The following is a 22523-nucleotide window of genomic DNA, read 5'->3' on the forward strand; positions in this document are numbered from 1 at the left end:
TTCTTTATCAACTCTGGGTGTGCAATGGATAAATTAACAAGCATGAAAGTTTTCGCTTACGTGGTCGAACACGGCAGCTTTCGTAATGCAGCACACCACTTTGATATTTCACCGACCATGGTTGGCAAGCACGTGAGCTTTCTTGAGCAAAGCATAGGTACACAGCTGATTTATCGCACCACGCGTAAACAGTCCTTAACCGAAGCTGGCAGACTCTACTACCAAGAGTGCCACCGCATTATTGAAGACATCACCAACGCAGAGAACCTGATCCAGACGCTGATCAACCGTCCAACCGGAACAGTAAAAGTTAACTGCCCTGTCACGTATGGCAAAAAGGTCATTGCTCCTATCGTGGCTGACTTCTTAGCTGAATTTCCCGATTTGAACGTTGAGCTGATGTTGGACAACAATTTGATTGACCCATATCGAAGCGAAGCTGACGTGATTATTCGAATCGGTGAATTGGTCGATTCGTCGTTAGTCGCGAGAAAATTGGGTGAATACCACATGACTTACTGCGCCTCACCCTCTTACCTTGAGCAACATGCCCCTATCCAATCGCTTGATGACCTTGAACATCATCATTGTTTGGGGTTTCAGTATCACCAAGGAGAAAGCCAACAAGTGGTGAACATGCCATCTAATACCTTTGGAAACAGCAACACCCGATTAACGTCTAATAATGGCGATGTACTTAAGTTTGCCGCGTTAAAAGGCTCTGGTCTTCTTCTGCAACCAAAGCTCTTAGTTGAACAGGAAATCCAATCTGGTGCCTTAGTAGAAATTCTCCAGCAACATGCTCCCAAGCCAAAACCAATCCACCTGCTTTACCGTTCAAAACAGCTTTCCCTTAAAAACCGCACCTTGGTTGATTTTGTTCTTTCGCATGTGAATCCGTAACACCACCTCATAAAGCGGCGACAATTTAACCGCTCAATCAACTTTTATTGTCGATATGACAAATATTATTTCTTGTTAATTGTCTTTATTTTTCAGGCCGTTAGTATAGAACGCTCATTTAGTGAACACTATTTGTTGATTCCCATCAATTGCATTGCTCTGACAAAGTGACTAGGATTGCCGCCTTTCCTGAGTGAACTATCAAAATAACATCGAGAAATTTCATCAAATTTCTCTTCCTGTTCGTGTGCAATCACAACATTTACACTCATTTCAAATTGCATAAGCACATTCCTTTGCTTATGAAAACGACATTGATTTCTCAACGCTTTTAGTCACGTATGTGGCTTTTTGGCTTGAGAGAGATTTTTATTCAAGGTAGGTCACAAGGACGCTACCCCTTGACTGCATTTACTGGAGGATAAGATGCCTAAAGGTCTAATGCTGACTGACTTAGCCATCGCTGGCTTACTATTGATTTTGGCAAAAGTCATTCGCGTTCACGCGCCATTACTACAGCGTATGTACATTCCATCGGCGGTTCTCGCAGGATTATTCGGTCTAATTTTTGGACCAGCCCTGTTAGACGTACTGCCTTGGACCGATACGTTTACCGCTAACGCAAGCCTATTAACTGCTGCACTTTTTTCTGCGTTAGGTCTGGCAACGGATGTTCCATCACCTAAAACCGTCGCACAGCGTGCTGGCTCATTGTGGGCGTTTAACCAAATCGCTTCTGTTTCTCAGTGGTTGTTTGCGGCAATGTTTGGTCTAGTTCTCACAACCTTCTTCTGGCCAGAGATTAATCCTGGCTTTGGTGTGACAATGTCTGCGGGTTTTATGGGCGGACATGGCTCTGCATCTGTTGTTGGTGAAATCTTCACGGGGCTTGGCTGGGAAGATGGCTTCACACTTGGCTTAACGTTCGCAACCGTGGGTATTTTCATCTCGATTTCTGTCGGCATGCTCATGCTGCAATTCGCATTGAAGATGGGTTGGATTCGTAGCTTTACGACCTTCGACAGCATGGACGAACACGAACGCAAAGGCCTTGTTAAGCCTGATGATCAAGAACCGGTAATGAAAGACACCATGTCTTCCCTGTCGGTTGATTCTTTTGCGATTCACGCGGCGTTGGTTGTAGTGGTAACAGCTTTCTCGTATGTAGCGGCTAACTACTTATCTTCTTTCCACGATAAGGTACAAATCCCTACGTTCGTAACTGGCTTCCTTGGCGGCATGCTCGTGCGAATCGTCGCGAAACAAACGAAAGCTTCACGCTATCTTTGTGACGGTGCATTCAAACACGCTGCGGGCATCAGTACCGATTATTTGATTATCTTTGGTATCTCAGCCATCAAGATTACCGTCCTAGCCCAGTATTTAATGCCGATGGTAGCGCTTGCAATCGGCGGTATCGCCTTCACACTATGGCTAATCTTCTGGGTTGCCCCACGTATCATGGGAGAAGATTGGTTCGAGAAAGGCATTTTCTCTTGGGGTTGGTTGACCGGTACGGTAGCTATGGGCATTGCTCTACTTCGTATTGTTGATCCAAAGATGCGTAGCAAGGTACTTGATGATTACGCCATCGCTTATGTCCCAGGCTCAATCACTGACATCTTCATCATCTCTTTGATGCCAATCGCAATGTATAACGGCATGCACTGGCAAGCGCTTGGTGTAGGATTAGGTTACATCGCAATTGTCTTATTTATTTGGCGATTCATTTTTAAACGTAACAGCAGTGCTCTGACACACGAATCTTAGTCGCTTTACTCGGGAGGATTTTATCCTCTCGAGTTCATTCCTTGGTTTTTATCAAAATCACTCCCCCACCACGAAAATAAGCAACTTGTTTTATATTTGAGATTTGCAATCCCGATCTCTTATTACCATTCTTTTTTAATACTTGACCTGAAAGTTTCTATATCAGAATAGCCGCCTATTCGTTTCTAAACATGGAGAAAGGCTGTGCGTCGCTCTCAAGGATTTACTCTTATTGAACTCATTGTGTGCATCATCATTCTTGGTATTGTAAGCGTCGTTGCATTTCCTAAATTTCTTGGCTTACAAAAAGATGCCAGAGTGGCGGTTCTATATGGAGCCAGAGAAGCACTCATGACCGCCAACAACTTTGTCTACACCAAAGCAGTGATTCAATCTCAAGAGACAGTTGATGGCGGCATACAATATAACATTGATCTAGATAATGACGGCCATAACGACCTAATTGGTTACTTTGGATTTATCAAAAATGTTATTCCAGCAAAAGAGCTAGCAGGCTTTGATCCGCAACTCACTATTAACACTTGGTATGGGGTAGATAGCCCAGACGAGCCCTACTTCCTTATTGGTTTTGCAAACAAGCCTGTTGGTCCAGAACATATGTGTTATGTCGAAGTTTACTACCCAGAAACTCCTGGTGGCCAAGTGAAATACAAAATACAAACTGACGATTGCTAATTCCCATAGAGAGTGGCAGTAACACTTTTACTTTTGGTGTCTTCATCGTTATTGCAAGGTAATGGCTCCAAAACCACCATTAACAACTATTTCACATAATGTCGTCGCACAGTTAGCTCATAGAGATAAAACCAGTAATTTGCGCCGACACATGGCTATAATTGAAACAATCTATCGTTTTTAAACCCGCCTATAACTTGTGCTTGTAAACTCATCATTTCGCTCAATAATAGTTCTATAACAAATTCAATAATTTAAAGCGGGAGGCGTAATGAGAATATTCTGGCAGCTACGTTGGTATTTCCAACAAAAGTGGAGGCACTATGTCGGATCCATTCTGCTTTTCGCTGTGATATCAGCACTACAGCTTGTTCCGCCCAAAGCAGTTGGCATCATCGTTGATGGTGTCGTAGACAACACTTTAGATACAAATACGCTGATTCTATGGCTCTCAGGGTTAACTGTACTGATCTTTACTATTTATGGGTGTCGCATCTTATGGCGAATTTGGCTTTTCGGCGCAAGCTGGGAACTCGGGACCATTCTACGTAACCGTCTATATAGGCACTTATCGACACAGCCACCTCGTTTTTTTGAACGTTACAAGACGGGGGATCTGATGGCTCGTGGCACTAATGATGTGCGTAATATCGTTATGACAGCCGGCGAAGGGGTTTTAACCGCCGCAGACTCTTTGATCACTGGTATTGCGGTTTTAATCATTATGGTAACGCAAGTAAGCTGGAAGCTCACCGTAATGGCGCTTCTTCCAATGCCATTTCTTGCCATCATCATCTTCTTTATTGTGCGTATCCTACATCAACGCTTTCGTGTCGCTCAGGAAGCCTTTTCTACCATGTCAGACATGACACAAGAGTCACTTAATGGCGTGCGAATGCTGCGTGCTTTCGGATTAGAAAACCAAGAGCAGCAACGTTTTGAAGAGGTTGTGGATGATACTGGCGAAAAGAACATCGCTGTCGCAAGAGTCGATGCTAGATTTGACCCGGCAATTCAGTTAACCATCGGTCTTTCTTTCCTTCTTAGTGTCGCTGCTGGTGCTTACCTTGTTGATAAAGGTGAGATCACGCTTGGTGATCTGACCGCATTTACGATGTATTTAGGGTTGATGATATGGCCGATGCTGGCATTCGCATTCCTATTTAACATTTTAGAAAGAGGCTCAGCTGCATGGAACCGACTACAAGAGATCTTTGATGAAAAGCCAGAAATTATCAGTGGTAATAAGCCAATAGAAAATAAACCACTTCCGTTAAAAATTGATATCGACGATTTCCACTGGTCTAGTGATTTACCGCCCGCTTTGACGGAAGTAAACATCGAACTTGAACCCGGAAAAATGTTGGGAGTTGCAGGGCCGGTAGGAAGCGGAAAATCGACCCTGTTAACACTACTTTTGCGTCAACATGATTTAGAAAACGGCTCAATTAAATTCGGGGATGTCGAGATCAAGGATGCCCTACTACCGCAGTGGCGCAACCGTTTTGCTGTCGTTAACCAAAGTCCGTTTCTATTCTCCAAATCTATCTTCGAAAATATTGCCTTAGGCAACCCTAATGCAGAGAAAGAAGAAGTCTATAGAGCAGCAAAGTTAGCCTGTATACATGACGATATTGAAAAGTTTCCTGAAGGCTATCAAACAGAAGTTGGTGAAAAAGGCATTACACTCTCCGGCGGGCAAAAACAACGTATTGCGATAGCACGCGCTATGCTGCTGAATGCTCAAGTGTTGGTTTTGGACGATGCACTTTCCGCTGTTGATGGACGGACCGAACATCAAATCCTTAAGAATTTGGAAACATACTACCGTAATCAGGCCCTAATCGTTATTGCGCACCGCCTCACCGCTTTGGAAGCAGCAGACGAGATCATTGTATTGAATCACGGACACATTACTGAACGTGGGCAACATAGCGCGTTATTAGCGCATAAAGGCTGGTACGCCGAGATGTTCGAGTATCAGAAACTAGAGCAGGCGATGGAGGAATAATGAATGAACCAGACCAGCACGTTTAAACGGTTAATGTCTTACCCATTATCTCAACCAAAGCCAATGATTAAAGGACTCGCCTTGCTGTTTATTGCAGCGTTAGCTAGCGCCGGCGGCCCTTGGTTGATTCAATATTTCATTGATGAGCACATCGCTAAAGGTGACTATTCACAAAGTGTTCTGATTTCGCTAGCAGTAGGTTATATCGCTCTTCAGATCGTATCGGCAACATTCCAGTATTTTCAGTCATTGCAATTTAGCATTGTCGCGGCTAACACGATCAAAGCGATTCGTAAGCAAGTATTTTCTGGCGTGATTAAGCAGCCGTTATCTGCGTTTGATTACACTCCTGCTGGAAAATTGGTGTCGCGAATCACCAACGATACGGAATCTTTACAGCAATTTTATGAGCTTTTGATCGCGACCGTGGTGAAAAACGTGGTCATGATTGTCGTAATGCTTGGCGTTATGTTTTTCATGAGCTGGAAGCTCACACTCGTTGTGCTTGTATTGCTGCCGATCGTCATCGGCTTTATGTACTTGTTTAAGCAGCTAAGTACAGAAAGCTACCGAAAGATGCGTGACCTATTGACCGATATAAATGCGAATCTGAGTGAATCCATTCAAGGGATGAGTGTCATTCAATTAATGCAACAAGAAGAGCGTTTTAATAAACAGTTCAACGAGCTAACCGCAGAGCATCTGGTGGCATCTAAACGAGTGATTCGGCTAAACGGCTATCTGCTAAGACCATTAATGGACTTACTCGCTGGTCTTGCGTTGCTTTGCTTGGTTGCGATCTTTGGTTTTAATGGTATTGAGTTGATTGGTGTGGGGGTACTGTATGCATTTATCAGTTATCTTGCGCGAGTTACTGAACCACTAATTGAGATGACTCAGCAACTTGCTCTACTTCAGCAGGCGTTAGTATCAAGCGAACGTGTTTTTGAATTGATTGATGCGAAAGAACAAACTTACGGGGGCGATCATCAACCATTAAGGTCAGGTGCTATCGAACTTAAAGACCTCACATTTAGCTACGATGGTAAACAGGACGTCCTAAAAGACATTTCGTTGAAGGCCAACCACCAAGACTTTATCGCGCTTGTCGGGCATACAGGAAGCGGTAAAAGCACATTAGCGTCACTGTTAATGGGCTTTTATCCAACGCAATGTGGTGAACTGCTCATAGATGGTCGTCCACTTAAAACATTAGGGAAAGACGTACTTCGCAAAGATGTGGCAATGGTTCAACAAGATCCACATATTCTCCCTGCTTCAGTCAGAGAAAACATCTCTCTCAGTCGGGCGGTTGATGACAATCAAATATGGGATGCGTTAGACAAGGTAGGTTTGGCAGAACAAATTCATCGTTACCCTAACGGGCTAGACACGCAGTTAGGTCAAGGCGAAACTAATTTATCTGCAGGTCAGAAACAGCTTTTGGCGTTAGCACGTGTGCTTGTGGTAAAACCTAAGGTATTGATATTAGATGAAGCAACCGCAAATATTGACTCAGGAACAGAGGCTTTAATCCAAAAGAGCTTGGCGGTACTCAGACAAGACATGACGCTCGTTGTTATTGCTCATCGGCTTTCAACTATCCTAGATGCAGACCAAATCATTGTTCTTCATCATGGGGAGTTAGTCGAGAAAGGTACACACAAAGCACTCTTAACGCAAAATGGTCGTTATGCTCAAATGTATCAGTTACAGCAAGCAAACCGACACCTACAACAGATTGAAGAAGACACCAAGCAACTCGAAGAAGCGGTGTGATTTTATGCCCGTGCCTTCTTTTTATTTAGTCGGCATGGGCATAATTGGTGTAACTTCAAAATTTAGCCTTGTTAGCTTCCAATTTCTTCATAATGTGAACTAATTTTCTATTTCTTACCTATTATTGACATAACCCCTCGCTATATCACGCAAGGTCGTTGTAAAATCGTACGGTACTTAAGTCTACTGCCTGTGGCATTGGGCTGAATTCCGCTTTCTAATTATGCACATTAATCTCATGACACAAGTCCATGGACAAAGATAAGTTTACTAACATCTATCGCTTGCCTGGTTCGATTCAAATTCGTATCGGTAAATGGCAAAAGACGTTCCGCGGCACCTCTGATTTAGTTTTACATCAGGCGCTAATGGAGCGTAATAAGCAATTTAAGAAGCCAGACTTTTTACCTAAAGGCTGGTGTGTCACTCCTATTGATGAAAACGACATTACCATTACGCATCACGGTAAATATATCCAAACCGTTATGCGCACAATGCTGGACAGAAAGGTCTCATACAAGCGACTGTTCCTATCTCGAATGAGTCTCGAAGATGGTGAAAAAGTGCTCCACAATTACAAGCTGGAGTGGGTAAGAAAACATAACCAGATCGCCAAAAAGTACAATCAAATTAAAAAGAAACAATATATGAACTTTGCAAGAGAAGAAGAGGAAACCCTCTACCCTTCGATTCCAAAGGGTGAGTTTGACAAAACATTATGGAACAAACTTGTCGTATCATCGTTTGGCCCGCAGAAAAAGTACAAAAACCCGCACTTTGTCCGTAAAGCCGATTTCTAAATAAACACCCCTAAAGTGAGGGGTGTTTATTTATACGTTAACTCACCAGTCGTAAGTTAAACTTGCAATAACATTTTGTCGGTCGCCATACCAACAAAAGCCATCACATGTCGCTATGTACTTTTTATCCGCGATGTTTTTAGCTGCGACTTGTAGCTTGTAATCGCCGATTCGATAACTGACCGTCGCATCCATTAAGAAATAACTTGGTACTTTTAGTCTCTCTTCATTGTCTCCGTATGACTCACCTGTATAGCGCGCGCCTAAGCCAACAGCAAAGCCATCAAGAGGTCCATCAAAGAAACGATAATGTGCCCAAGCTGATGATACGGTATTCGCCACTTGGGAAGGTGTTTTGCCAACCCATGCCTTATTGATGTCTTCTTTTATCTCTGCATCAACGTACGCAATGTTCCCGATCAATGTTAAGGATGGTGTCACATTAGCTACAGCTTCAAACTCAACGCCGTTATTTTCTATTTTTCCTATTTGCGTTAATTCACTCAAGTAGATACGAGCCAAGTTTTCTTTTGTTGCCCGATACGTTGCAATATTGAAATAACCATCAAATGAATCCGGTTGGTATTTCATACCGATTTCAAATTGATCACCGCTTTCAGGCTTCGCTGGCTTACCATTGCTGTCTTCTTGAATAATTGGATCAAAGTACTGAGAGTAACTAAAGTATGGCGTGAAGCCAGAATCAGAAATATAAGCCGTTCCCACGCTAAACGTCCACTCTCCATTATCGACTTTCGTGCGAGCACCCGTGGTAACATTATGTACTTCATTACTTGTATCGTCGTAACGTGCCCCCAATAACATCGCCCATTTATCGTTGATCAGCATATGATCTTGAAAGTAGACGCCGAGCTGCTGATTATCGATTTTCGTTCTTTGCTTATCGGTTTCGCTCAATGGTTGTAGCGTATTCGGATCGAGTAACATTATGTTATCCGAATAAGTAGGATTAAATACATTAAACCTAGGATCGGGCAAAGCTCCCATTGGTGTGTTTAATAATGCATTACCATTAGCAACGATAGGGTCATTGGCAAAATCTTTACCATCGATACTGATCATTTGAAAATCTATGCCCAACATCAAGTTATGCTCAACACTTCCCCAATTTACTTGGTGCATCAAACGATTATCGATATTAAAAGCATCAGATGACCCATCTTCTGTTGAAGCACCCCGAAGTATGGTTTTGCGTTCATTTGATGGGTCCAAAGCCGGCCCCAACGCAGGCACGTCAGCCGAGTAAACGTACGAATACATTTGTCTTAGCTTAACATCCATTTCGCTGTAACGAGCTGCTTGAACAAATGAAGTGGTATCATTAAATGCATGAGAAAACTCATAGCCTAAAGACACCTGCTCACGCTCAAACGTCTCCCAGTTAGGATTGCCTATCGCTAAACTATCACTGATCTTTCCATTTTTGTTTGGCGTTAACGTTCCTTCAACTGGCAAAAATTGCAGATAAGGATCTGAGTCGTCTTTTTGATAGCTCGTTAGAAAGGTAATTTCAGACGTCTCATTAAATTTGTACGTCATCGATGGAGAGAGAAGAATGCGCTCTGCTTCTACCCCACTAATTCTCGTCCCATTTTTTCTCGCTAACCCTTGAAAGCGGAAAGCTAACTGCTCACTCACCTCAGAGTTTACGTCAAGAGAAAGTTGTTTACGGTCTTCAGAACCGTACTCCAAAGATACAAGTCCTGACCCCCCATCAAATTGAGGTCGCTTACTGACAACATTGATAACCCCACCTGGAGGGTTTTGCCCATAAAGAACAGACGCTGCACCACGTAAAACTTCAACCCTCTCTAACGCAAACGGATCTATTTGCCAACTATAGAAGCCAGAAGAATATAAACGGGTACCATCTTGATACAACCCGCTGTTCGCTTGTTTAAAACCACGAATAATAAACCAATCTTGCTTGTTATCTTCGCCGAAATAATTAGTTTGAATGCTTGGTGTGTACTGTAGTGCGTCAGAAATGCTAATAGAGGCACGATCATCCATTTGCTCTCGCGTAACAACAGACACTGCTCTTGGAGTCTCATTGATAGCAATATCAGTTTTCGTCGCTGCCCGACTCTTCGCTCCGAGATAACTAAAATCTGGACCAACTGCACTGTCTTGCTGCTGTCCAATCACAACTATATTTTCATCTTCCTGAGCCAAGACATTTGGCGTTGATACAGCTAATACAACCGCCATCGACGTTGGTGTCAGCATAAACTGCCGAGTCATATTCTCTCCTTTTTGTCGGCAGCCAAACCAACCCTTCATGACTTCAGCGACCGCTGAAAGAAAAGCGAGTTACGGCATCGCCAGTTGTTTCCGTAAAAGACAAACCAGAGGTTTTGCATAAAGCACTCGCATAGGTTACGAATGCCACTACGAGTGCTTATTTGTATAAGTACTTTCTTGGTTGAGGCTTAGCTCATCTCTATAAGCGGCGTAAACCCCACATTAAATACAAACCGCCAATGAGAGACGCCATAAGCCCTGTTGGTATTTCTTGCGGGTAAAGGACCTGTCGTCCCAACCAATCAGCCAACAACATCACCCCTGCCCCCAGTATCGCGGCGCATAACATGTGTTGTGACGCTTTGTTAAAACCAAATAAGCGAGCTAAATGCGGAGCCAACAACCCAACAAAGCTAATCGGGCCAACAACCAATGTCGCACTGACCGTGAGACAAGCAACTAAAAGAAGCAGTATTGCGCGTGAACGATCAACTCGAATTCCAAGTGCTTTAGAGGAAGCGGCACCGACAGGAAGAATATCTAGCCATCTTACGCAGAGAAAACTCAACCCTATAAAGACAAGCGCAGATAAAGACAATGGGAGTAACGTTTCAACCGAGACATAGTAGGTAGACCCAGACAACCAAGCCAATGCTTGATAACTTCTTGGGTCACCAGTGGCTAGAATAAAGCTCTGTATTGCATTCATCAGTGCGGTTATCGCAATACCAGTCAACAAAATACGCTCCGGCTGAAAGCCTGACTTACGGTTTAGCAGCACAATGACTAATACCGTCGCTAATGCGCCTACGAGCCCGCCTAGAGAAAGAGTGAAAATTGACGAACCAAACCCAGTAAACATCGCGATGATCAATCCCATCGCTGTCCCTGAACTGATACCGATCACTTCAGGACTTGCCATTGGGTTTCCACTTAGGCGTTGAATCATGGTTCCAGCAATCGCCAACATTGCCCCCGCAATTGCTGCTGCAAATAATCTAGGTGCGCGCCATTCCAAAAAAATCCAATTTTGGCTAGCAAATAAGTTTGTCCACCCTTCATTTTGCACAGCAACCGTGGCAAAAAGGACAACGGAAATTAACGTACCGATCAACGCCAATGAGATCGCTTTAGGGTTTAGCTTGTAAACATGTTGACGGTGTCGAGTTAACACTGTTTGAGTATGGCCCTGCGTCTTTTGTGATAAACGAGGTAACAGCCATAACAGTAACGGAGCGCCCAATGCAGCCGTTGCTGCTCCCGTTGGTATAAAACTCGCCATTAGCCCTGGCAGTTGCTGAATAACCAAATCGGTTAAAGTCAATAACATGGCACCAATTAGCATTGATACCCAAAGCTTATGCTGGACTTTATTGATACCTATCAATCGAGTAATCGCTGGCGCCGCTAACCCGATGAAACCGATGATTCCTACGGCAGAAACCACCCAAGAAGTGATTAACACCGCAAGCCCAAGACAGACAAAACGCAACTTAGCTAGCGAGACACCTAAACTCTTGGCACCTTGCTCGGAGAGTACCAACAGACTTAACGGCTTTGCAATCACAAATGCAACGACCGTAGCAAGTGCGATTCGAGGGGCAAGATACGAGAAATCTCCCCATCCACTCTGAACAAGCGAACCGGCTCCCCATATCATTAACCCATTCAGCTTTTCGGTATTCATCATCAGAATAACCGTACTTAATGATGCAAAGTACAGGTTTATCACTAACCCAGAAACGACGACAACCGTTGGAGATAGCGCTCGTCGCCATGACAACAGCATCACCAACCCCATCGATATCACACCGCCGATGAGAGCAACCAAATTAGGCGCGATATCCAACATCCAAGGTGCGAATAGCGTAGCTAACATCAAAGCAAAACTTGAACCGCTCGCCACACCAAGTGTCGTGGGTGAAGCGAGAGGGTTACGCAGCACTTGCTGCATCAATACCCCAGCAACCGCTAATCCAGCACCAGATATAATCGTGGTGAAGACTCGAGGCCACCAGCTAAAGTGAAGTAAAACAGAATCGATAGATTGAAAGTTAGGCTCCCATAAACTGCTTAGAGCCAACGAAAATGAGCTTACTTGGTACAATTGGAAAGCACCAATAGAAAAGGTAAATGCCGAAAGTAACACCACAAAGCTTAAAGGCATCGTTTTCATTGTGTTAACTCCTCGACCTTACTCGCCGTAACTAACTCTGCGAAACGGAGAGCTGAAGGCATAGAACCAAAACTCCAAACGGGTGCGACTTGCATGACCTTTTCACCAGATTGTTGAACAACATATTGCCAAAATGGGTCTTGAGAGAGCTGCTCCGCTCCACCGTAAGGTAATGGCTCTACGATAACAATTTGAGCTTTTATGCCAGCTAACTTGTCGATGCCAACTAGGCTGAAGCCCCAGCTATTCGTCTTTTCATTCCATGCATTACTCAGCCCAATCTTTTCGATAGCCTGAGAGTAAAGACTATTTTGACCAAAAACACGAACGTGCTTCGTATCCATAAACTGAATCATTAAAAGCGGCGGCTGGTCTTTGTTTATGCGCTGTTTTAATAAAGAGAAACGTTTTTCATATTGTTGGATAAGCGCCTCTGCTTCCGCTTCTCTTCCCAGCTCTTCACCAAACCTCCGAGTGAAACGAGTAAGTACCGACCAATCTGTGATCCCGCTTTCATATAAGTTAATCGTAGTAACGGGGGCAATATCGACTAAACGATGCTTCATTGAGGAGAAGTACGGGGCAATAAAAATACGGTCAGGTCTGAGCTCGTAAATACGCTCTATATTGGGTTGAGTTCTTAACCCTACATCCTTAGTTTGAGGTGGTAACGGTGGCGATTTTACCCAAGCATCGTAATCTTGCCCTTGAGCGACGCCTACGGGCACAACCCCTAACGCCAACATCGTTTCAGTTTGTGTCCAATCAACCGACATCACCCGAGGTGATGCGTCAGCTAGTGCTTGAAAAGAACTGACCAAAAGCGCACTAAGTGAGAGAGCGAAAGAGAAATGTTTAAGTCGAGTGTTTGTACTGCTCATTATTCCAACCTTTAGCTTGGCATCGCCACCGGATAACCCGCAGGGTGGTCAGAGATCATCATCTCTATCCCATATATGTCCCTCAACTTAGGTTCAGTAAACACCTGTTCAACATTGCCTTGTGTAATCAAATCACCTTGATGTAATGCAACGATGTAGTCGCAAAATCGTGCAGCCAAGTTGATGTCGTGTAATACGATAATAACGCCCAAGCCCAGTTCTTGACTGAGTTTAGAGATAAGCTTCAACATATCGACTTGATGGCTGATATCTAGCGCAGACAAAGGCTCATCAAGAAGCAAATACTCGGTTTTTTGGGCTAACAGCATAGCTAGCCACACACGTTGACGCTCTCCTCCAGATAACGTGTCCACTAAGCGATCTGCGTATTTTAGTGTGCCTGTCATCGCCATTGCTTCTTCAACAATGTCGTGATCTTTCTTACTCAAACGTCCAAGTAAACCATGCCATGGATAACGACCAAAACCGACTAAATCTCGACCTAAAATACTGTCGGTCACCGGAAGATGCTGAGGCAAGTAGGCAATGTGTTGGGCGAATTTTTTCGCTGAGAGATCGTTAATGCTCGTTCCATGCAGAACCACGTCACCAGCGGTGTATGGCTGTTGCTGTGCCAGCAACTTTAACAATGTGGATTTTCCTGAACCATTGTGTCCAACAAGAGCGTATGTTTTTCCGGGTTCAAATGTCACATCAAACGCTTTTAGCAATGACTTGCCTTCAATCTCAAACTGGAGTGCTTTAGCTTCCAACATCCCTACTTCACCTAATAGCCATTTACGAATAACAGTTATTCAAAGCTCTCATTCGTTGATCACGTTTGCCGTTCTTATTCAACAGAACGATTAATAAGGGAGGTTTTATATAACAACAAAGATACAAATGCAAACCGTTGTTATTATCATTACATCAACAAGATCATTGAGAGAATTGCTAAGTGTTAGTGATAATTTGCTCTGCTGAACTTCATTAGTAAATTATAGGCAGGTCAACGAGAGCAGCGGTCTCCCACTGCTCTCGCATAAATTTGAACGAATACTGCAGCGTATGAAGAAATGAAAAATACCGCAGTGAATACATTAATGACGAGCGTCAGCGCCAAACTCTACTTCTTTATAGATATCGGCCAGCGACTTTTTACCTTGTTTATCTTTGGCTGAACGCTTTTTCTTAGTTTGATAATGGTATTCTTGCTCCTGAAGTGCTTGTTCGTGCTCTTTTGCTGACTCAACAAACTCAGGATTTGCAAGTGCTTGTTGGCGTAAGCGGTTTACTCTTTCAAGGGTTTCCCACAACATACTTCACCTCCAAACTTATTACTGTATATAAAAACAGTATTGTTTAAATATTCCTCCTCGTCAACATTTCAACTTTGTTACTGCTCTTCACATTAACCCCAAGCCTGTATAGTGCTCGGGATATTTGTGGATGATTTGTTTTATATAACCTTGATGCTCTCGCAGAGCATTAACACATTCTCGAGATAACCATCCCTGATACACCCATTTTTCAAGTTCTAACAATGCGTATGGGATGGACCACGCTTGTCTATACGGATGGTGCGTTGTCATAAAATCAAAGGCATTTGCGGCAGCCGTAATTTGGGCGGCGATTGGTATATCGTCACTGGTTAAACCATAAGGATAACCAGTACCATTTAAGTTTTCGTACTGATAAGTAACCATCTGCAAAAACAAAGTCACACTCGGGTGAACCGGATTTCCGATACGGGCAACCATGTCATCCGCTGAATCGATACAACGCTCAATATGTTGAATCAATATCGCCTCTTGTTCTTGAGAGTAATTTGTTCGGCGGCTAGCAATTTCAACTGGCAGCTGACTATCACCGAGCGCATGGAACTGAGCAAAAATACCAATATCTTCGACCATTTCGTCATTCAGGTGATAACGATCCGCTAACTGCGTTGCGATAATTTGACTGTAGTACTTCATGCGTTTGGTATGCGCGTAATACTCAGGTGAATAGCCTGGCATCATACATTGCATTCGGTTCGCTAGCGTTTCTATCGCATTGACTACTTGAGTTTCTGATTCAACCGCAAATCGAATCATTTCGAAATAAGGTTTAAGACCATTCAGCGCTTCTAAACTAAACGCATCACGTTGAGTGGAGTTCAAAAATACAAAACCAGTAAAAGCTTTATTGTCATAACAAGGAATAGCAGCCGACGACTGATATCCGTGTTTGAGTAAAATTTGAACCCGAGGACAGTGCTTAATATCATGAAGGTCTTCGACGATACGAGGAACCGCGTTTTTAGAGGCAATATTGAGGTGGTGGAGTTTACGGAATGCTGATTCGTGATGGGCTAAACACCAAGTGTCGAACTCACTTTCTGCAAATGATTTGAGCACATCTTGGTCTGGGTGATATTTTGCAAATGACACCCTATCAATACATGGCAAGTGCGCCTGCATCCTGCCTTTTAGCGTTTGCAGTTGCTCGTTAAGCGGTTTTGCAAACGGGTAAAAACTCCGGTGCGCCATGCTTCACCTCCACACCAAAGCAGAGAAACAAGAAAAGCTCATTGTGTTGCAAATTCAATGGTATTTTGAGCGGTTTTCTCCACTTAAATTATCGATATACCACAACTTAAGTGTACGAAATAAAAGCACATTTCTACCAATTTTTTCACCGGATATCTTACGGTAATTTGATCCAGATTAAAAAAGCCAACGAGCGAAACTCGTTGGCCTAACAATACTGATTGATTACGATGGATTCAGTAACTAGAAGTTATTCAAAGAACGTTCTAAACAACTAGCCTAGAGCAGGAAGAACACCCAGCGTAATTAACACCTGAGCGAATACGATGCCAGTGCCAGCGATGCCCGTTATCACTAACGCACCTTGACCACCTGCGACGCGGTACTCCCCAGTAAAATCATCCGATTTACGAACCTTGATCACCATAACCAAAGGCAAAAAGATGGCTAAAATCGCTAAGGCAATCGCTGCATAGCCCAAAGCCATAATAAAGCCTTGAGGATAGAAAAGTGCGAAGCCTAGCGGTGGAGTAAACGTCACTAGTGCCGCAATCAAACGATTAGGCTTATCGTTACTTCCTTTGATGGTATCACCCAAAAATTCGAATAGACCCAAACTCACGCCAAGGAACGATGTCAACAATGCCAGGTCAGCAAACACACCAACAATGCTACCCAAATTTGATTGGTGTACTGTCTGAGATAGTTGACCAATCAGTGCGCTCAACCCTCCGTTCTCAACAAGCGTACTTTGACTAACCACACCCAACGTCACGATTTGCCAAAAGATATAAATAACGAGTGGAATCGTCGAACCAATAATAACGGCTTTGCGTAAAGAAGAAGTGTCACCGTCTAAGTAATTCACAATTGCAGGTATACTTCCGTGGAAACCAAACGAAGTAAAGATCACCGGAATCGCCGCTACAACAAGGCCTTGTTCGATTGGCATACTTAACAAGTAAGATTCCGTAACGTTTGGAGCAAGAAAAGAAAGCACCGCAACCATCGCAATGAGCTTCATCGCGAACAGAACTCGGTTTACTTTATCGACCGTACCGGTACCCACTGTCACAACTAAAGTCACAATCAAGGTAAAGATTATCGTTGATGTAGGCCCTGAAATATCGAGGTCAAACCATTGTGCAAGGCGGTCTCCGAACTGAGCACCACCGCCAGCGATATACGCTGCACATAATGAGTAGAAAAGAAACAACATCGCAAAACTTGCCACCCACTTGCCTTTTTGACCTAGGATCTGTTTCGCCAAAGTATGAAGTGTAGCACTACTCTCCGCATGTTGATGAAGCTCAAGCATAAGCAAGGCAGTGAAAGCCATCAGAGCCCATAAGCCTAGCATGATGATAATAGAAGTTGAAAAACCAATGCCGGCAGAGGCAAGTGGAAGCGCTAGCATACCAGCGCCTATTGTAGTGCCCGCAATAATTAGCGTACTACCGAATACTTTAGAACGACTCATTGTATATTAATCTTTACACTTTATTGGAAATTATCAGTATTAGATCGGGCAACGGCGGACCGAAACCAACACCATATTTGTATTGCCGTCGATATTGTAGGATCTTTAGCAGAAGATCAAGCAAGTGTAAGGATAAAAACCACACATGTAAACTATAATTTACACCTTACTGATATTTAACAATAACTGTGTGCATTCTTCCCTGTTCATGAACTTGGGAACAGGGTAATTCCAGTGCGCCTCTTTCAGAATTAAATCAACAAGCGCATCAGCATCTTCACGTTGAATGAGCGCACTGGTTTGCTCAATATCAATAGTTGAAAACAAGGACTCCAGATTCGCGAAAAAATGCTGAGCACTTGCGTTACCTAACTGCCCCTCGGCCGTCAACTCATCGAGCTTTCTTAGTTGAGGCTCAATCTCTGATAATGAAAAGCGCAGCACAGGCAACAAGGCTAATCCGTTTGCCATACCATGAGGTATTCCATATCTCGCACCGAATGTGTGAGCAAAGGCATGAACATAACCCAAACTCGCTTTGGTAAATGCTAAACCCGCGTAATAGGATGCCATAGCCATTTTATGACGAGCTTCGACATCATCCCCTTGCATCACAGCCCTAGGAAGATATTTAAAAATGAGTTTAATAGCGGCAACCGAATAAGCCATCGTTTCTTGAGTAGCGTTTTTCGATACATAGGCCTCAATAGCGTGGGTTAATGCATCAACGCCAGTATCAGCCGTGATCTTAGGAGGTAAACCAATCATTAAATTCGCATCTAAAGCTGCCATTAGTGGCACCAACTTTGGATCCATTAAAGGGGTTTTAATGTGTGAGGAGGGATCTGACACGACCGCAGCGATAGTAACTTCACTTCCGGTTCCAGCCGTTGTTGGAATAGCAAAAAGCGGCGCTGGCATTCGCCATACCTTCAATAGTCCAGCTAATTTTTTTATTGGCCGTTTATTGGTAACTTTCGCAGCGATAACTTTTGCACAATCCATTGCAGAGCCGCCACCCAAAGCTAATATGCCCTCACAATGAAAACGATGATAAGCCTCTAGACCGCTCTCTACCTGATCATAGGTAGGATCGGGCTTAACTTGCGAGAAAACATCTAACTGTAAATCGAGTTGTGCTGCTGCCTCAAGCACCTTATCAACAATACCGACTTGGACTAACCCTTCGTCGGTAACTAACAAAACGCGTTTAAATCCCAGCTCGGTCATCGATTCTAATAGCTCATTCATCGAACCAGGGCCGGAAAACAAGGTTGGTCTCGGCATAGGAAGGATATGGGCTGCTATTTTTAACCCTGCGGTGTAAGTCCGATATAAACGATGCTTCAACATACGAAATCCTTTTCATTTAGAGCTATCATTCTAGCTACTTTTACTACCTATGCTTACTTTGCAATCACACATTTTCAATAAACTTATCTCACTAAAAGGGCTAGCATCGCTGGGAAACCGTACCATTTTATTATCTTTCCTCAACGACATGAGCTACAGAGTAAATGTTTTCAACGACGCTCTATTGTCATGTAGTTAGCAAGCTGCTTTCCCTATTACTCTGTTAGTTACAGAGCAAGCCTCGAAGAAGTCTTCTTATTTTTTGCCTTCAAAAGCAACAATATGAATTCTGTTAATCAGACATCAATACCGTGTGTCTCTGGTTGAGCCCGAACACGATCTACAAAAATAAAAATAAGAATGCGTTACATCATGATTTATTGTCGTTTTCAAATAAGTCAACAAGAGCAACAATAATCTTTCAAAACTTATACTTAGTTCAAATATCTGACTCTTAACCATGAGCTTCAGGTGATATTATTATGCAACTAGGATTATTATCCCGCCCATAATCAAAACTATGTCTAAACGCCCACCTTTTTGGGGTCTATTCGCTGTCGTACCCAATTTTTCCTATCACCTTCTGATTTGGGTTTAGCGTGGGCTAATTAGCAATGTCGGTATAAACCATGAATCATTCTTGCCATTCCCATACGGACATGGGCTTTGAAGTCGATCTGAAACAAGCACTTATCTGGGTTGCTCGAGCACTCGACTATGTCGGTGTTGATGATACGCACCATAGCCATCGTGTCGCTTACATCGCTTACCAATGTGCTCGGGTCATGAGCTGGGAACCAGAAAAAGCGGAGTTTTGCTACTTCGCAGGGATGATCCACGATTGTGGGGTCTCCGAAACACAAGAACATAAAATGTTACTTGAGGAGTTGGTGCCACAAGATGTAAAAACACATTGCTTAAGAGGATACCGAAGCCTCAAGCAGTGTCGTTTGTTGCGTCAGTTTGCTACACCTGTTCTTTACCACCATACACATTGGAGTGAACTAAAATATCTTGATTTACCGCCTTTTGAAAAAGAGGTCGCTGCCCTACTCTATTTAGCCGATCGTCTCGATTTTATGCGTTCCAAATACGTCATGAACTGCCACTGTGACATTGTCACTCTTCATGAAGAACTAATTGCAGAATGCATCATGGCAAACGCTGGAACTTTGTTTAATCCAGACATGGCTAAGGCAATGGTTAGGCTCGTTATGACCGACGCATTTTGGTTCGCGATGGAGTCTGAAAATATAGAAACCATCGGATTAAACTTTAAAAGCATTGATTGGCTTCAAAAACAGCTCACCATCCAAGATATGAATAGTTTGGGCATGTTTATCGCTCGAATTGTTGACGCAAAAAGCCCATTTACTTATCAACATTCGCAAAAAGTGGCGGAGTTATCTCGGTATCTAGCCATCAAGCTTGGGTTCTGTGAGCACGACCAAGAGATGTTATTTATTGCTGGGTTGGTGCATGATATCGGAAAGTTAAAAACACCAGATGAGATTCTTCATAAAGAAGGCTCTCTTAATAAACAAGAGTATACGCGTATTAAACGCCATACAATTGATACTCAGCTCGCATTACACAAAGTGTTTCCCAACGCTAAAATAGCGGAGTGGGCCTCTAATCATCACGAGCGTTTGGACGGTTCTGGCTATCCTTATCATAAAACAGGAGACGAACTCGATGTACCATCGCGTATTGTCGCGGTTGCCGATGTTTTTCAAGCTCTGTCTCAGGACCGGCCCTACCGAGGACGAATGGCTCAAGCACAAATCGCCGCGATTATGGGTGAGCAAGTCGCTAAACAAGAACTTTGTTCTGACGTCTATGCAGTGCTAGAGCGAAACATGACCGAGTGTTACGAGCTATCAACTAATGTTTAATCGATAAAGGGCGTATCTACGCCCTTTGCTGAATTTATGCTGGTTGCAAACCAATCATTTTGCAATATCAAGTACATTGTCTCGCACACCATTGATTCTGAACCAACCTGCAATACTGAAACGCTCAGCATTGGTCGGTAAAACCTCATGCGGGAATTGCTCAGATAAGAATAAAAGTAAGCGTCCCGATTGAGGAGGGATGGTTGCTATCTTATTATCATTTAGATCGTAAACCACCAATTCACCTGCATCCTTTTCCGTCCAAGATTCGTTCATGTAAAAAACGGTTGTCAATCGACGGTTTTCATTACCTTTAAAACAATCTAGATGCTTTTGGTAGAAATCCCCTTCCTCGTACTTGGCAAAGTGAGCTTCATACTCAAAAAGTCCCAGAAACAAGTGACGGTTCACTTCTTGGCGTATTTCTTCCATCTTATCTAAGTAAGAAGTAACCGCGTGCCCCATATTGGGCGATAACCATTGAATTTTGTCACTTCGAATTGACTCAATACGAGTCACATCGTCATTACGACCAATACGCGCTTTTTTCCAGTTACTTGGAATGCAGTCTCGCAATTGATCCACTTCTTGTTCAGAAAGAAAATCATCCCAGATGTAGTAACCATGGGTTGCTAACGCATCGATCATTTTATTCATTATTGTCGTTCACTCATATTAGTTGGGCGGTCTATATAAAAAATCTTCAACCCCACAACAAATGCGATTTTTTGTCGAAACGACAACAAAATAAAAAGAGAGTAAAAATAGGTGATGACGAATATAAAAATGCCGCTCATATGAGCGGCAATATCTTTTATTATTGACGAGCTTCTAATCTGGTTGGATGAACTCGCAACGGACTAAGACGTTTAATAGTCGGGCGTTGTTTGTTTTTTAACTGGATATGACAAAGTTCCAGAATTAAGCCGAATGCCATCGCAAAGTACACATAACCTTTGTTGATATGAATTTCGAAGCCTTCTGCCATCAATAAACCACCTAACAAAACGAGGAATAACAAAGCAAGTGTCTTAAAACCAGGGTAACACGACACTAGGTTATTGATTTTTTCGGCTGTCATGACCATCACGATAGCAGACGAAACAATCGCTGCGACCATAAGTGGGACATCACTTGTCAAACCAACGGCGGTTATCACCGAGTCCATCGAGAATACAGCATCCACGGCAACAATCTGCAACAGAACTACCGCTAAACCAGTACGGGCGTGAGTTGAGTGAGCCGACTCGTTGTGATTTAACCAACTCCACAACTCTTTCAGGCTTTTAGCCAAGAGGAATGCACCACCCGCAATCATGATGACGTCTCTTCCGGTAAACGCTTGGTTCGCCAAAGAAAATAGCGGTTGAGTCAGTTGCATGATCCAAGAGATTGAAAACACTAAACCAATACGAGCAATAACAGCAAGACCAATACCAAGGTTTCTTGCCAGCTTGCGTTGGTGCAGCGGCAGTCTTTCACATAAGACAGAGATAAAAACGACGTTATCAACGCCTAAGACAACTTCAAGCGCAAACAAAGTGGCGAAAATAGCCCAAGCTTCTGGTTGCATAAAAAGTTCTAGCATGAGCATGTCTCCAATAATAAGAAGACATATGGTGAAGGGTTTTGCCGACTAAAGGGGTCGTCCATTAATTATTTATACCTTTGTTACTGAGGGATCATGAGTAAATCACCAAACAATCAACAAAACAATATCTATTTTAATTAACAAGGAACAAGTTTAATTCGTGTACAAATCAATCAACTCCTCCAAATTGATTAAAATTACATAGAAGCTTTAGAATTGAATAAATGAAAGCATTAAAGTCCAACAAAACTAAGATAAATTTCTAGACTTATAAGCACCATCAATCCTTATGCAACCCATTAAATGCATTGAGCTCAAAGAGAAACAGGCGTATTTCCGAGATAAACAATAGTAAAAATTTGTTTCATGCTGATATACTGCCAAAAATCATA

Annotated in this window: 18 protein-coding genes; 7 read left to right on the forward strand and 11 right to left on the reverse strand. The window is 43.1% G+C overall.

Annotation, left to right across the window (positions count from 1 at the left end; all coding sequences use genetic code 11):
• The first annotated feature begins 24 nt into the window (after window positions 1–24).
• Window positions 25–903 (forward strand): LysR family transcriptional regulator, encoded by an 879-nt coding sequence (locus tag R7P69_RS13615; RefSeq protein WP_047102223.1) that lies wholly within the window; start codon window positions 25–27, stop codon window positions 901–903.
• Window positions 904–1031: 128 nt separating this feature from the next.
• Here the strand turns inward: R7P69_RS13615 and R7P69_RS13620 are convergent, their stop codons facing one another.
• Window positions 1032–1187 (reverse strand): hypothetical protein, encoded by a 156-nt coding sequence (locus tag R7P69_RS13620; RefSeq protein ID WP_154204611.1) that lies wholly within the window; start codon window positions 1185–1187, stop codon window positions 1032–1034.
• Between the two features lie 142 nt (window positions 1188–1329).
• On the opposite strand from R7P69_RS13620, the gene R7P69_RS13625 reads away from it, so the two are divergent.
• The 5 genes from R7P69_RS13625 to R7P69_RS13645 all read left to right on the forward strand — a co-directional run bounded on the left by R7P69_RS13625 (window position 1330) and on the right by R7P69_RS13645 (window position 7959).
• A complete protein-coding gene (locus R7P69_RS13625; RefSeq protein WP_047102220.1) occupies window positions 1330–2673 on the forward strand; it encodes a sodium/glutamate symporter in 1344 nt (447 codons plus the stop codon).
• A 204-nt stretch (window positions 2674–2877) separates the two neighbouring features.
• A complete protein-coding gene (locus R7P69_RS13630; RefSeq protein ID WP_005377704.1) occupies window positions 2878–3369 on the forward strand; it encodes a type II secretion system protein in 492 nt (163 codons plus the stop codon).
• A gap of 271 nt (window positions 3370–3640) precedes the next feature.
• Window positions 3641–5380, forward strand: coding sequence for an ABC transporter transmembrane domain-containing protein (locus R7P69_RS13635; RefSeq protein ID WP_047102217.1), 1740 nt, complete (start codon window positions 3641–3643; stop codon window positions 5378–5380).
• A 3-nt stretch (window positions 5381–5383) separates the two neighbouring features.
• The gene (locus R7P69_RS13640; RefSeq protein ID WP_053303099.1) at window positions 5384–7159 is read left to right on the forward strand and encodes an ABC transporter transmembrane domain-containing protein; all 1776 of its coding nucleotides are present in this window, start codon (window positions 5384–5386) and stop codon (window positions 7157–7159) included.
• A gap of 251 nt (window positions 7160–7410) precedes the next feature.
• A complete protein-coding gene (locus R7P69_RS13645; RefSeq protein WP_005377712.1) occupies window positions 7411–7959 on the forward strand; it encodes a hypothetical protein in 549 nt (182 codons plus the stop codon).
• Between the two features lie 42 nt (window positions 7960–8001).
• On the opposite strand, the gene R7P69_RS13650 is transcribed toward R7P69_RS13645, so the two are convergent.
• The 8 genes from R7P69_RS13650 to R7P69_RS13685 form a co-directional block, all read right to left on the reverse strand.
• The gene (locus R7P69_RS13650) at window positions 8002–10224 is read right to left on the reverse strand and encodes a TonB-dependent siderophore receptor (RefSeq protein ID WP_158173868.1); all 2223 of its coding nucleotides are present in this window, start codon (window positions 10222–10224) and stop codon (window positions 8002–8004) included.
• A 199-nt stretch (window positions 10225–10423) separates the two neighbouring features.
• A complete protein-coding gene (gene fhuB, locus R7P69_RS13655; RefSeq protein WP_054574125.1) occupies window positions 10424–12400 on the reverse strand; it encodes a Fe(3+)-hydroxamate ABC transporter permease FhuB in 1977 nt (658 codons plus the stop codon).
• Window positions 12397–13281 (reverse strand): iron-siderophore ABC transporter substrate-binding protein, encoded by an 885-nt coding sequence (locus tag R7P69_RS13660; protein WP_238952324.1) that lies wholly within the window; start codon window positions 13279–13281, stop codon window positions 12397–12399. Before R7P69_RS13660 ends, fhuB begins: the two co-directional genes overlap by 4 nt.
• Window positions 13282–13292: 11 nt before the next feature.
• Window positions 13293–14057 (reverse strand): ABC transporter ATP-binding protein, encoded by a 765-nt coding sequence (locus R7P69_RS13665; protein ID WP_238952323.1) that lies wholly within the window; start codon window positions 14055–14057, stop codon window positions 13293–13295.
• Window positions 14058–14381: 324 nt separating this feature from the next.
• Window positions 14382–14600, reverse strand: coding sequence for a hypothetical protein (locus tag R7P69_RS13670; RefSeq protein WP_005377723.1), 219 nt, complete (start codon window positions 14598–14600; stop codon window positions 14382–14384).
• Window positions 14601–14687: 87 nt separating this feature from the next.
• The gene (locus R7P69_RS13675) at window positions 14688–15812 is read right to left on the reverse strand and encodes an HD-GYP domain-containing protein (protein ID WP_238952322.1); all 1125 of its coding nucleotides are present in this window, start codon (window positions 15810–15812) and stop codon (window positions 14688–14690) included.
• Between the two features lie 274 nt (window positions 15813–16086).
• Window positions 16087–17292, reverse strand: a complete 1206-nt coding sequence (locus tag R7P69_RS13680; RefSeq protein WP_033905238.1) for an aromatic amino acid transport family protein — start codon at window positions 17290–17292, stop codon at window positions 16087–16089.
• A 159-nt stretch (window positions 17293–17451) separates the two neighbouring features.
• The gene (locus R7P69_RS13685) at window positions 17452–18645 is read right to left on the reverse strand and encodes an iron-containing alcohol dehydrogenase (protein WP_238952321.1); all 1194 of its coding nucleotides are present in this window, start codon (window positions 18643–18645) and stop codon (window positions 17452–17454) included.
• Between the two features lie 629 nt (window positions 18646–19274).
• Here R7P69_RS13685 and R7P69_RS13690 point away from each other — a divergent pair.
• Entirely contained in the window at window positions 19275–20540 is a 1266-nt protein-coding gene (locus R7P69_RS13690; protein WP_238952320.1) for an HD domain-containing phosphohydrolase, read from the forward strand.
• A 54-nt stretch (window positions 20541–20594) separates the two neighbouring features.
• Here the strand turns inward: R7P69_RS13690 and R7P69_RS13695 are convergent, their stop codons facing one another.
• Both R7P69_RS13695 and R7P69_RS13700 read right to left on the reverse strand, forming a co-directional pair.
• Window positions 20595–21197, reverse strand: coding sequence for a 2OG-Fe(II) oxygenase (locus R7P69_RS13695; RefSeq protein WP_033905235.1), 603 nt, complete (start codon window positions 21195–21197; stop codon window positions 20595–20597).
• A 160-nt stretch (window positions 21198–21357) separates the two neighbouring features.
• Window positions 21358–22128: a TerC family protein gene (locus R7P69_RS13700; RefSeq protein ID WP_005377734.1), complete on the reverse strand. Its 771-nt coding sequence runs from the start codon at window positions 22126–22128 to the stop codon at window positions 21358–21360.
• Window positions 22129–22523: the final 395 nt, after the last annotated feature.

Source organism: Vibrio sp. 661 (assembly GCF_033339315.1).
Lineage (GTDB): Bacteria > Pseudomonadota > Gammaproteobacteria > Enterobacterales > Vibrionaceae > Vibrio > Vibrio alginolyticus.

Excerpts from the sequence above, each read along its gene's own strand:
- R7P69_RS13680 (WP_033905238.1), bottom strand. The coding sequence starts at position 17,292 with ATGAGTCGTTCTAAAGTATTCGGTAGTACGCTAATTATTGCGGGCACT.
- R7P69_RS13665 (WP_238952323.1), bottom strand. The coding sequence starts at position 14,057 with ATGTTGGAAGCTAAAGCACTCCAGTTTGAGATTGAAGGCAAGTCATTG.
- R7P69_RS13685 (WP_238952321.1), bottom strand. The coding sequence starts at position 18,645 with ATGTTGAAGCATCGTTTATATCGGACTTACACCGCAGGGTTAAAAATA.
- R7P69_RS13615 (WP_047102223.1), top strand. The coding sequence starts at position 25 with ATGGATAAATTAACAAGCATGAAAGTTTTCGCTTACGTGGTCGAACAC.
- R7P69_RS13635 (WP_047102217.1), top strand. The coding sequence starts at position 3,641 with ATGAGAATATTCTGGCAGCTACGTTGGTATTTCCAACAAAAGTGGAGG.
- R7P69_RS13650 (WP_158173868.1), bottom strand. The coding sequence starts at position 10,224 with ATGACTCGGCAGTTTATGCTGACACCAACGTCGATGGCGGTTGTATTA.
- R7P69_RS13620 (WP_154204611.1), bottom strand. The coding sequence starts at position 1,187 with ATGCAATTTGAAATGAGTGTAAATGTTGTGATTGCACACGAACAGGAA.
- R7P69_RS13700 (WP_005377734.1), bottom strand. The coding sequence starts at position 22,128 with ATGCTAGAACTTTTTATGCAACCAGAAGCTTGGGCTATTTTCGCCACT.
- fhuB (WP_054574125.1), bottom strand. The coding sequence starts at position 12,400 with ATGAAAACGATGCCTTTAAGCTTTGTGGTGTTACTTTCGGCATTTACC.
- R7P69_RS13695 (WP_033905235.1), bottom strand. The coding sequence starts at position 21,197 with ATGAATAAAATGATCGATGCGTTAGCAACCCATGGTTACTACATCTGG.
- R7P69_RS13675 (WP_238952322.1), bottom strand. The coding sequence starts at position 15,812 with ATGGCGCACCGGAGTTTTTACCCGTTTGCAAAACCGCTTAACGAGCAA.
- R7P69_RS13670 (WP_005377723.1), bottom strand. The coding sequence starts at position 14,600 with ATGTTGTGGGAAACCCTTGAAAGAGTAAACCGCTTACGCCAACAAGCA.
- R7P69_RS13640 (WP_053303099.1), top strand. The coding sequence starts at position 5,384 with ATGAACCAGACCAGCACGTTTAAACGGTTAATGTCTTACCCATTATCT.
- R7P69_RS13660 (WP_238952324.1), bottom strand. The coding sequence starts at position 13,281 with ATGAGCAGTACAAACACTCGACTTAAACATTTCTCTTTCGCTCTCTCA.
- R7P69_RS13645 (WP_005377712.1), top strand. The coding sequence starts at position 7,411 with ATGGACAAAGATAAGTTTACTAACATCTATCGCTTGCCTGGTTCGATT.
- R7P69_RS13625 (WP_047102220.1), top strand. The coding sequence starts at position 1,330 with ATGCCTAAAGGTCTAATGCTGACTGACTTAGCCATCGCTGGCTTACTA.
- R7P69_RS13690 (WP_238952320.1), top strand. The coding sequence starts at position 19,275 with ATGAATCATTCTTGCCATTCCCATACGGACATGGGCTTTGAAGTCGAT.